General features: G+C 63.8%; 9 protein-coding genes. 2 read left to right on the forward strand and 7 right to left on the reverse strand.

Annotated elements, in window-relative coordinates; translation table 11 throughout:
* The first annotated feature begins 92 nt into the window (after window positions 1-92).
* The gene (locus tag AC1DN9_RS03615; protein WP_478097342.1) at window positions 93-1469 is read left to right on the forward strand and encodes a TAXI family TRAP transporter solute-binding subunit; all 1377 of its coding nucleotides are present in this window, start codon (window positions 93-95) and stop codon (window positions 1467-1469) included.
* A gap of 53 nt (window positions 1470-1522) precedes the next feature.
* Here AC1DN9_RS03615 and ettA read toward each other — a convergent pair whose 3' ends face one another.
* Entirely contained in the window at window positions 1523-3184 is a 1662-nt protein-coding gene (ettA, locus tag AC1DN9_RS03620; RefSeq protein WP_478097344.1) for an energy-dependent translational throttle protein EttA, read from the reverse strand.
* Window positions 3185-3467: 283 nt separating this feature from the next.
* On the opposite strand from ettA, the gene AC1DN9_RS03625 reads away from it, so the two are divergent.
* Window positions 3468-5279, forward strand: a complete 1812-nt coding sequence (locus AC1DN9_RS03625; protein WP_478097346.1) for a DEAD/DEAH box helicase — start codon at window positions 3468-3470, stop codon at window positions 5277-5279.
* A gap of 89 nt (window positions 5280-5368) precedes the next feature.
* Here AC1DN9_RS03625 and AC1DN9_RS03630 read toward each other — a convergent pair whose 3' ends face one another.
* The 6 genes from AC1DN9_RS03630 to AC1DN9_RS03655 all read right to left on the reverse strand — a co-directional run bounded on the left by AC1DN9_RS03630 (window position 5369) and on the right by AC1DN9_RS03655 (window position 11401).
* Entirely contained in the window at window positions 5369-6439 is a 1071-nt protein-coding gene (locus AC1DN9_RS03630) for an ABC transporter ATP-binding protein (protein WP_478097347.1), read from the reverse strand.
* A 14-nt stretch (window positions 6440-6453) separates the two neighbouring features.
* Window positions 6454-7305 (reverse strand): carbohydrate ABC transporter permease, encoded by an 852-nt coding sequence (locus AC1DN9_RS03635; protein WP_478097349.1) that lies wholly within the window; start codon window positions 7303-7305, stop codon window positions 6454-6456.
* Window positions 7302-8183: a carbohydrate ABC transporter permease gene (locus AC1DN9_RS03640; protein ID WP_478097350.1), complete on the reverse strand. Its 882-nt coding sequence runs from the start codon at window positions 8181-8183 to the stop codon at window positions 7302-7304. Before AC1DN9_RS03640 ends, AC1DN9_RS03635 begins: the two co-directional genes overlap by 4 nt.
* A 23-nt stretch (window positions 8184-8206) precedes the next feature.
* Entirely contained in the window at window positions 8207-9583 is a 1377-nt protein-coding gene (locus AC1DN9_RS03645; protein ID WP_478097352.1) for an ABC transporter substrate-binding protein, read from the reverse strand.
* 93 nt (window positions 9584-9676) lie between these two features.
* Complete coding sequence (locus tag AC1DN9_RS03650) at window positions 9677-10423, reverse strand: FadR/GntR family transcriptional regulator (protein WP_478097354.1); 747 nt, start codon at window positions 10421-10423, stop codon at window positions 9677-9679.
* Between the two features lie 9 nt (window positions 10424-10432).
* Complete coding sequence (locus AC1DN9_RS03655) at window positions 10433-11401, reverse strand: 2-hydroxyacid dehydrogenase (RefSeq protein ID WP_478097355.1); 969 nt, start codon at window positions 11399-11401, stop codon at window positions 10433-10435.
* Window positions 11402-11497 lie beyond the last annotated feature (96 nt).

Raw genomic sequence — 11497 nt, forward strand, 5'->3', positions numbered from 1 at the left:
GCGAGCGCTTTGTAACCAGGACCGGCCTGAATCCAACTGAAAATGCCGCTGCCGCAAGCGCCTCGATCCAGAGTCCTCTCCCACGTCCACGCATGCCTCAAGCCATCCGACTCTTCCTCCTCTCCATCCGCGACCTGATCGCGTCCGCCGGTCCGGTCATCTTTCTCGTCGTCGGGTTGCTGGCCGCGGCGTACTGGTGGCTCCAGCCGCAACCGCCGAAGCAGGTGACGCTGGCGACCGGACCCACAGGCAGCGCCTACGCCACATTCGGCAAGCGCTATGCGACAGCGCTCAAGGCCAACGGCATCGAAGTGGTGCTCAAGCCGACCGACGGCTCATTGGACAACCTGCAACTGCTTCGCAACGGCGAAGCCGATGTGGCCTTCGTCCGCGGCGGGAGCGCCGATCCCGTGAAGGACCAGGAGGCTGGACTGACCTCCCTGGGAAGCCTGTTCCTCGAGCCGCTCTGGTTCTTCTATCGCACCGACGCCGCGCGCAAGATCGATCACAAGACTGCGACATTGACCTCGCTCACGCAGTTCAAGGATCTGCGCATCAACGTCGACAAGGCCGGAAGCGGCGTGCCCGAGATCATGGACAGGATGTTTCGCGCCAACCACATGGACCCGGCCACGCTGGAGCTGTCGAACCTCGAGCAGACACCCGCCACCGAGGCGCTCCAGGCCGGCCTGCTCGACGTGATCGTGCTGGCCTCTGCGCCGCAGTCGCCACTGGTGCAGCGCCTGCTGCGCGCTCCCGACATCCAGTTGCTGGATTTCGCGCAGAGCGACGCGTATTCGCGGCGATTCGCTTTCCTGCAGCCCGTGACGCTGCCGCGCGGGGTGGTCGACCTGGCCGCCGATCTTCCTTCGCACGACGTGTCGCTGCTCGCCGCGACGACGTCGCTGCTGGCGCGCGAGGAGACGCATCCGGCCATCCGGCAGTTGTTCGCGCAGAGCGCGCAGACCTTGCACGGCGGCGCAGGATGGTTCAATCGCGCCCGCGACTTCCCGAATACGCGCACGAGCGAACTGCCGGTGAGCCCCGAAGGTGACCGCGCGATCAACGGCACGCCGCCGTTCTGGCAACGCTATCTCCCCTTCTGGGCGAGCAACCTCGTGGAACGGATGTGGCTGGTGCTGGGCGGCTTGCTGGTGTTGATGCTGCCCTTGAGCCGCATCGTGCCGCCGCTTTATCAGTTTCGCGTGCGGCGGCGCGTGTTCCGCTGGTATGCCCGGTTGCGCGACGTGGAAGCCAGGCTCGAATCGCACCGGGGCGACCCCGACGCGCTTCTCAAGGAACTCGATGACCTGGACCGGCGCGTCAACAAGGTGGCCGTGCCGCTGTCCTACGCCGACGAGCTCTACGCGCTGCGCAACAACATCTATGCGGTGCGCAAACGCATCTTGGCGCGCGCGCAGAACGATGAGGACGCGGGTGACGCGTACCCTGCGCCGGGGTCCGCCTGAGAAAAGGTAGCGAAGCTTCGGTGCCTTGCGGCACCGCCGATACTGGCGCTCTGTTACTTGAGCGCCTTGAAGCGCATCCGGTGCGGCTTGGCGCCTTCTTCGCCCAGTCGCTTCTTCTTGTCGGCTTCGTATTCCTGGTAGTTGCCGTTGAAGAAGGTCCACTGGCTGTCGCCTTCGGCCGCCAGGATGTGCGTCGCAATGCGGTCGAGGAACCAGCGGTCATGGCTGATCACCAGCACCGAGCCCGCGAATTCCAGCAGTGCATCTTCCAGCGCACGAAGCGTTTCAACGTCGAGGTCGTTCGACGGTTCGTCGAGCATCAGAACGTTGCCGCCCGCGATGAGCGTCTTGGCCAGGTGCAACCGTCCGCGTTCGCCGCCCGAAAGCGTACCGACCTTCTTCTGTTGATCCGCACCGTTGAAATTGAAGCGGCCTGCATACGCACGGCTCGCCATCTGGAACTTGCCGACGTTGATGATGTCGAGGCCGTTCGAGATGTCTTCCCATACTGTCTTCTCGTTGGCGAGCGCGTCACGGGTCTGGTCGACGAAAGCCATCTTGACCGTCTGGCCGACCACCACCTCGCCGCTGTCCGGTTTTTCCTTGCCGGCGATCAGCTTGAACAAGGTCGACTTGCCGGCGCCGTTCGGGCCGATGATGCCGACGATCGCGCCCGCGGGCACTTCGAAGCTGAGATTGTCGATCAGCAGCCGGTCGCCGAAGGACTTGCTGACGTTCTTGAACTCGAACACCTGGTTGCCCAGACGCTCCGCCACGGGGATGAAGATTTCCTGCGTTTCGTTGCGCCGCTGGTATTCGTAGTCGCTCAGTTCCTCGAAGCGGGCCAGGCGGGACTTGCTCTTGGCCTGCCGCGCCTTGGGGTTCTGGCGCGACCATTCGAGTTCCTTCTTCAGGGCCTTGGCGTGGGCTTCTTCGCTCTTCTGTTCCTGAGCCAGACGTTCACCCTTCTGTTCGAGCCAGGTGCTGTAGTTGCCTTTCCATGGAATGCCGCGGCCGCGGTCCAGTTCGAGAATCCACTCGGCGGCGTTGTCCAGGAAGTAGCGATCGTGGGTGATGGCCACCACGGTGCCCGGAAAGCGCTGCAGGAACACTTCCAGCCATTCGACGGACTCGGCATCCAGGTGGTTGGTCGGCTCGTCGAGCAGCAGCATGTCGGGCTTGCTCAGCAGCAGCCGGCACAGCGCGACACGGCGCTTCTCGCCGCCCGAAAGCACGCCGATGTTGGCGTCCCACGGCGGCAGTCGCAGCGCATCGGCGGCGATTTCCAACTGGTGCTCCGAATCCGTGCCGGCGGTGGCAATGATGGCTTCGAGCTCGGCCTGCTCGGCTGCGAGCGCGTCGAAATCGGCATCTTCCGCGCCGTAGGCCACGTACACCTCTTCGAGGCGTGCCTTGGCGGCGTAGACGGCGCCCATCGCGTCCTCGACCGATTCGCGCACGGTGTGCGCCGGGTTGAGCTTGGGTTCCTGTTCGAGGTAGCCGATGGTGAGGCCCGGCATCGGCAGCGCCTCGCCCTCGATTTCCTTGTCGATGCCGGCCATGATCTTCAGCAGCGAGGACTTGCCCGAGCCGTTCAGGCCCAGGACGCCAATCTTGGCGCCGGGGAAAAACGAAAGCGAAATGTCCTTCAAGATCTGCCGCTTGGGCGGCACGGTCTTGCTGACCTTGTTCATGGTGTAGACGTACTGGGCCATCAGATTGCTTGCATTTCAGAGGGTGAGAGGGATTGCGCGTTCGCCCGGAAAGGGGTGCGCCGAACCGCCGATTATCGACTCATGCGACAATACCGTCTGTTGTCGGGTCCAGTTGCCCGCAACGCCGGCTCTCCGCCGGGGACGAAGAAGGCCATTTCCCTCGACAAAGGGCGGGCTTTCAGGCTCCCACCCCTGACCTTCATTCACCCTTACTGGCTCGACGTCAACGTGACGCCCGAGCGGGTGGATACCACTGCGCCGTGTAGGGCGCTTATTGAACTCAATGAACTTTGATGAACTGAAGTTGGCCCCGGCCATCTTGAAGGCCGTGCATGAGCAAGGCTACGAAAATCCCACGCCGATCCAGGCGCAGGCGATTCCCGCCGTCCTCGACGGCCATGACCTTCTGGGCGGCGCCCAGACCGGCACCGGCAAGACCGCTGCCTTCACCCTCCCCCTGCTGCACAAGCTCACGATGAGCCGCAGCGCCACCAACAAGTTCGGCGGTACCGGCGTTCGCGCCCTGGTGCTGACCCCCACTCGTGAACTCGCTGCCCAGGTCGAAGAATCCGTTCGCACCTATGGCAAGTACCTTCAGCTGAGTTCGACCGTGATCTTCGGCGGTGTGGGCATGAACCCGCAGATCGATCGCCTGAAGCGCGGCGTCGACATCCTGGTCGCCACGCCCGGCCGCCTGCTCGACCTGCAACAGCAAGGCATGCTCGATCTCTCCACCGTGCAGATGCTGGTGCTCGACGAAGCCGACCGCATGCTGGACATGGGCTTCATCCACGACGTGAAGAAGATCCTCGCGCTGGTGCCCAAGGAAAAGCAGAGCCTGCTCTTCTCGGCCACCTTCAGCGACGAGATCCGCGACCTCGCCGCGACGCTGCTGAAGAATCCGCAGAGCATCCAGGTCACGCCGCGCAACACGACCGTCCAGCGCATCACCCAGGTGATCCATCCCGTGGGACGTGGCAAGAAGAAGGCGCTGCTCGCGCACATCATCAACGAGCACAACTGGAGCCAGGTGCTGGTGTTCACCCGCACCAAGTTCGGCGCCAACAGTGTGGCTGAATTCCTGACCAAGAACGGCATCCAGGCGATGGCGCTGCACGGCAACAAGAGCCAGAGCGCGCGTACGCAAGCACTGGCCGGCTTCAAGAGCGGCGACATCCGCGCGCTGGTCGCGACCGACATCGCCGCACGCGGCATCGACATCGACGAACTGCCGCACGTCGTCAACTACGAAATTCCGAACGTCAGCGAAGACTACGTCCACCGCATCGGCCGTACCGGCCGCGCGGGTGCGAGCGGCGAGGCGGTGAGCCTGGTCTGCCTGGACGAAGAAGGCTTCATGCAGGAGATCGAGCGCTTCACCAAGCAGCAGATCCCGGTCAAGACCATCGAAGGTTTCGGCCCTGAAGAAGGTGAGCGCGCCGAACCCATCGCGATGGGTCGGCAGACTATCTGGGGCGGCGCCGGCCGTCCGCCGAGCCGCGAAGTGATGCAGGCGGCTGCCAAGGCGGCCCGTCAGGAAATGATGCAGCGCATCCGCGAGAACAAGGCCGGCCAGGGCGAGCGCAGTGGCGGTGGCAACGGCGGCGGCAATGGCGGTGGCCAACGCCGCGGCAACGGCCAGGGCCAGGGCCAGGGCCAGGGCCAGGGCGCACAACCGAGCCGCAACGCGAATGGTGGCGGTCAAGGTGGACGCGGCCAAGGTGGCCGTGGGCAAGGTCCGGCACGCGGACCGCAAGGACCGGCGCGCGCGCCGCACCATGCACCGGTGCATCACCACCATCACGACCATCTGCCGCACGAAGAGCGCCAGCCGCGTCATCATGGCAACAGCCATAGCCCGACGCAAGCCGATGCGGTCGCGCACCTGCGCGCCGAAGCGATCGCCGGTGCCGCGGGTCAGCCTGATCCGTTGCGCACCAGCGTCGACAGCCTCGGCGGCCGCGGCCGTCGTGGCGGCGGTGGCGGCTACGGCGGCAACCGTTCGGGCGGCGGTGGACGTTCGGGTGGCGGTGGCGGTCGCTCCGGCGGCGGCTACGGTGGTGGTGGCGGCGGTGGCCGCTCGTTCGGTCGCTGAGATCGACCATTCAACAGAAAAAGGGCGCTTCGGCGCCCTTTTTCATTGGCGCTACTTTTGCATCGCCAATGTGCGGTAGGCCGACGAACTCACCCCAACCGCTTCCCGCTCTCCCGATCAAACAGATGCACGCTCTCGCTGGCAATCATGAGCCCCACCATCTGATCAGGCTGCGCATCCACCCGCCCGTGCACCGCGAGCGTGATCTGCGCTTCCCCGACCTCGACCAGCAATTCCGTCTCCGCACCCGTCGGCTCGACCACGATGACCTTGGCCGGTACGCCGTTGGAGGCATCCGAGAGCGTCATGTCACCCGGCCGAACGCCGTAGTGCACGGCCTTGCCCTCTTCCGTCGCGGCACCGGCAGGCACCGGCCACATCGCGCCGTGCGCCTCGACGGTGCAGCGCCCGTTGTTGCGCCTCACAGTCCCTTCGATCACGTTCATCGCCGGTGAGCCGATGAACTGCGCGACGAACAGGTTGTCCGGGCGGTCATAGAGTTCGAGGGGCGTGCCGATCTGTTCGACCGCGCCGTCGTGCATGACGACGATGCGGTCGGCCATGGTCATGGCCTCGATCTGGTCGTGCGTGACATACACCGTCGTGGTCTTCAATCGCTGGTGCAGCGCCTTGATCTCGGCGCGCATCGCGACGCGCAGCTTCGCATCGAGATTCGACAAGGGTTCGTCGAAGAGAAAAACCTTGGGATCACGCACAATCGCGCGCCCCATCGCGACGCGTTGCCGCTGACCACCCGACAGCTCTCGCGGGTAGCGTCCCAGCAGCTTGTCCAGATTGAGGATCTTGGCAGCATCCGCGACGCGCTTCTCGGTCACGCCCTTGTCGGCGTTGCGCAGGCGCAGGCTGAAGCCCATGTTCTCGCCCACCGTCATGTGCGGATAGAGCGCATAGCTCTGGAACACCATCGCGATGTCGCGGTCCTTCGATTCGAGTTCGTTGACCACGCGGCCGTCGATCATGATCTCGCCGCCGGTGATGTCCTCCAGGCCCGCGAGCATGCGCAGCAGCGTCGACTTGCCGCAACCTGAAGGCCCGACCAGCACGACGAATTCGCCATCCTCGATCTCGAAGCCGAGCCGCTCGATGATCTGCGTCTTGCCGTAGGACTTCTGGACGTTCTGAAAAGTGACTGAAGCCATATCGTTGTCTTCCCTTAGCTCTTGACCGCGCCGGCGGTAATGCCGCCGACCATGTAGCGTTTGAAGGTGTAGTAGATCGCCGCAGGGGGCAACGCGTAGATCAAGCCAGTCGCCATGAGCAGTTCCCACGGCGAATCGTCGGCCGCGAGAAAATTGCCCAGCGCCACGGCGAGAGTGACTTGCGTATCGTTCGACAGCAGCAGGAAGGCATAGAGGTATTCGTTCCACGCCAACAGCAGCGCGTAGGTTCCGACCGCGACCAGCGAAGGCACCATGAGCGGCAGGTACACCAGCCGGAAAAGTTGCAGGGGCGATGCGCCGTCCATGCGCGCTGCTTCATCGAGTTCATAGGGCAGCTTGTCCGAAGCCTGCTTGAGCACCCAGATGCAGTACGGCGACGCGATGGTCACCATCGCGAGGATCAGTGACCACTGGCTGTTGAGCAGGCCGTAGTTGCCCATGGTCTTGTACATCGGCACTGCCAGGAAGGCTGCGGGGATGAAGTAGGTGAAGAGCGCCATGTTCATCACCGTGCGGCCGCCGCGCACGCGCAGCCGGCTGATCGCGAAAGCGGCCGTGGTCGCGACGAAGAGCGTGAGCAAGCCCACCGCCACCGCGATCAGCACCGAGTTGCCGAGTTGCACCCAGAAGTGATCGAGGTAGAAGTGCTTCTGGAAGAAAACCGTGTGGAAGTTGTCCAGCGTCGGCGACGTCGGCCACAGGCGCCCCGATGTCGCGGTGCCGCGCGGCGAGATCGCGAACAGCACCATGTGATAGACAGGGATGATCGTCCATAGCAGCACGGGGATGCCGATCAGCAGGAGCTTGGCCTCGGTGCCGACGGACTTCATGGTCCAGCGCTTCATTTCGAGAGCCTCTTCATCATGAAGTACACAAGAGGAAGCACGAGCGGCATCGCGACCACGATCGACGCCATCGACAGATCGACCTGGTCGAGGCGCAGGTAGCGAATGCCGAGCGTGGCAAGAACGTGTGTGAGATCCGCAGGCCCACCACCCGTCAGCAGATAGACGCTGTTGAAATCACCGAGCGTCCAGATCATCGACAGGATCAGCGACGTGACATAGAGCGTGCGCAACGCCGGCCAGCTGATGAACTTGAACTTCTGCCACGAGCTCGCGCCGTCTACCGACGCAGCCTCGTACTGCTCCGTCGGGATGGAAAGCCGGCCCGCCACCAGGATCAGCGTCCAGAACGGCAGCGACTTCCAGATGTGCATCAGCATCGCAAGGCTGAGCGCCAGCGTCGGGTCGTTGAGCCAGTTCGGTCCGTCGAGACCCGTCAGGCGAAAGATGGTGGTGTTGATCACGCCCCACTCCGGGTTGAGCATGAACCGCACCGAAAGAATGGTCGGGATCGACGGCACGGCCCACGGCAGGATGAAGATCCCCGAAAGGATCTTGATCCACCAGCGCGACTGCACGAAGAAGCCCGAGAGCACCAGGGCGACCACCATCTTCAGATTGATGGCGACGACCAGGAAGACGATGGTGTTGATGACCGATCGGAAGAAGATCGGGTCCGCCACCAGGTGCTCGTAGCTCTGCGGATGGCGTGCCAGCCAGAGGCCGTAGCACACCGGGTAGAGAACGAAGATCACGAACACCAGCAGATAGGGAACGACCATCAGGCGCCCCCAGAACTGCCAGCGTCCGGTCTTCGAGACAGGCGTTGCGGCGGCGCCAGCAGCAGTAGTCGCGATGCTTGTTGCAGTGGAACTCATGGCAACCGCCGATCAGGTTTGACTTAACGCGCGACCGTCTTGATGCGCTCGATCATCTCGTCGACCGCCTTGTCCACCGGCACCTTGTCGCTCACGACGCGGTTCATCGCCTTGGCCCACACGTTCTCGTTGTTGAGGATGGTGAACTTGTAGTTCTTCGTGAATTCGAAGGTCACCGTGCCGGCCGCGTACTGGTTGTACACGGACTTGCGATGCGAATCGGCCTGCCAGAACGGACTGGCCTGACCCGCCTTGGTCACGGGGAACCAGCGGCCGAGCGAGCCTTCGACATACGGCGTGAGGTTTTCTTCCTGCAGCAGGAAGGTCACGAACTCCTTGGCGCGCTGCTTGTTCTTGCCGTCCTTGAACACCACGCCCGTCTTCACCGCCGTGCGATAGACCATCTTGCTGCCGTCAGGCTTGTTGGGGAAGCCCGCCGTGCGGATGCGTTCGAAGTAGTTCTTCTTGGCTTCCTCGCGCTGCTCCGGCGTGAGCGACGCGTTGTTCGAATCGTCGAGCCACTTGGCGGGCAGCGAGATCGTCGCGTTGTGCGTCATGACCGTGGTCTTGTTGTGGAAGGCGACGTTGTTGTCCGGGTCCTTCCAGCTCGTGGACGACGGCGGCGTGCAGCCCTTCTGATAGGGCGCCACATAGTCGGTCAACGCGTTGATCAGGCCCGTACGCACGGCCGGATCGTCAACCAGCAGCTTGCCGCTGTCGTTGACCATCTTCACGTTGTAGGCGTCCGCGAAGGTCAGGAACGAGTAGAAAGAATCGCTCGAATCCACGCCCATCGGCATGCCGATGCCGAAGGTGCGCTTGCCGGTCTTCTGCCGGCTGGCGGGCTGGACCTTCTCGCACCAGAACGACCAGTAGTCCTTCCAGTTGGTCGGGATGTCCGACTCCTTGAAGCCCGCCTCGGCCAGCATGTCGATCCAGTAGTTGATGTGCATCGTCTGCTGCTTGATCGGGAAGGCGTAGTAGGCCTTGGACTTCGTCTGGTCGTTGTAGAGGAACGTCGTCTCGACCGTGTTGGGCGCGAAGCGGCTCACCATCGGCGAGATCACGCTGCTGATGTCTTCCAGCTTGCCGTCGAAGGCCCACTTGCCCGTGACCTGGAAGTCGTAGACGTCGGCATAGGCCACGTCCGGGGGGCTTCCCGAATCGAGCGCCGAGACGGTCTTCGGAATCATGTCCTGCACCGGGTATTGAGACAGCTCGACCTTGACGCCCTTGTGCTTCTCTTCGAACTTCTTGATGGCGGCGAAGAGCGCGTCGTCTTCCGCCTTGTAGAAGCCCTTGACCCACCAGACGGTGAGCTTCTCCTGCGCCGCCGCCTGGCCGGCGACCGTGAGGCCCATCGCCATCAGCGCGGGGATCATCAATGCCTTCAATTTCATGCTGCTGTCTCCTTCTTTTTGAACGGGATTGCTCGGTGCTCGAGCGAGGGTTGGGAAACGGAAAACGGAAAACGGAAAAACGGAGCGTGCGCCTCAGGCGGTGGCCTTGAGTCGCGGGGGCGGTCGGCCGAGACGAGGCAGGCGCCGTCGCGAGCGAAGCACTTCCTCGATGTCGTCGCGCGCGCCGTCGATCAGCTTGGTGATGGCCCTTTCGGCACGAGCGGGGTTGTGGGCGATCACGGCGTCGAGCACGGCACGGTGCATCGGCAACGACATCGCCGGCCCATCCTTCTTGATCGTCGATATCTCGAAACTGGTGCGCAGCAGCGCATGCAGCGCCTTGCTCATCTGCGCGAGCATGCGATTGCGCGCGGCGCGCAGCAGGCCGTGATGAAAGCGCAGGTCGAAGGTGACATAGTCGCCGCCATACTCGACGGCGTGCTTCATGCCCGCGTAGGCGATCTCGATTTCCTCGATGTCTTCCGGCGTCGCGCGCTCGGCCGCGAGACGCACCGCGGCGGGTTCGACGACGCGGCGCAGATCCTGAAGATCGCGCAGGAATTCGGGAGTGAGGCCCGCGCGGGCTTGCCAGGTGATGACGTCGGGGTCGAACCAGTTCCATTCGTCGTCGGGCAGCACGCGCGTGCCGACCTTGGGACCGGTCACGATCAGTCCCTTGGCCACCAGCGATTTCACGGCCTCGCGCACGACGGTGCGACTGACGCCGAACTCTTCGCAAAGCAGCGGCTCAGAAGGCATGGGTGCTCCGATCGCATATCGGCGGGAGACGATCGCCTCACCCAGCAAGTCCAATGTACGGCCGTGGGTGTTCTTGGTCATGCAGTGCCTTCAGGCGTCCACGGGTGTCAGCAGCGGCGCGCCGGCGAAGTGCGCGTGCAGGTTGTCGAAGGTGAGCTTGCCCATGGCTTCGCGCGTCTGTTTCGTTCCGCTGCCGATGTGCGGTGTGAGCACCACGTTGGGCATGTTGCGCAAGGCTTCGGGCACGTTGGGTTCGTTCGCGAACACGTCGAGCCCCGCTCCCGCGATGACACCGCTGCGCAGTGCCTCGATCAGCGCGGGCTCGTCGACCACGCTGCCGCGCGCCACATTGACCAGGTAGCCCTCGGGCCCCAATGCAGCAAGGACGCGCGCGTCGATCATGCCTCGCGTCCCTGCGCCGCCCGGCGTGATCACGACCAGAAAATCAACTGCCGCGGCCAGCGAGACAGCGTCGGGATAGTAGGTGTAGTTGACGTTCGCGCGCGGCGAGCGCGCGGTGTAGGCGATGCTCATCTTGAACGCGCTGGCGCGATGCGCGATCGCCTGCCCGATGCGACCCATGCCCACCACGCCGAGACGACCGCCCGTGACCTTGCGACTCAGGGAAATGGGTCCGGCAGGCCATTCATTCGCACGCACGAAGCGATCGGCCTGCGGAATGCGGCGCGCGACCGCGATCAGCAGCCCGATGGCGAGATCCGCCACGTCGTCGTTGAGGACCTCGGGCGTGTTGGTCACCGGCACGCCGCGCTCGTGGGCCGCGGCCACATCCACGCCGTCATAGCCGACACCGAAAACCGAGATGACTTCGAGCGCCGGCAGTTGCGCGATCAGTTCACGCGGCACCTTGGCTTCGCCGTTGGCGACCACACCGCGTATACGCGGCGCGACGACGGCGAAGGCTGCAGGGTCGCTGACGTGAATCCGGTCATGCACCGTGTAGTCACGCCGCAGGGCCTCCATGAGGAACGGCATCAAGGGCGCGACAACCAGCAACTCCGGGCGAGTAGTCTCGTTGGCGGCATTGGTCGCTGTCATGCGTTCGTCCCTCCAGCCTCTCGGCGTTGTCGATTCTTATCATATGATGATTGAAATCGACGCTCGGCAGGACAAACCCTGATGGGCGAAGTCAGG

It is taken from the genome of Variovorax sp. 05L425 (assembly GCF_056397705.1).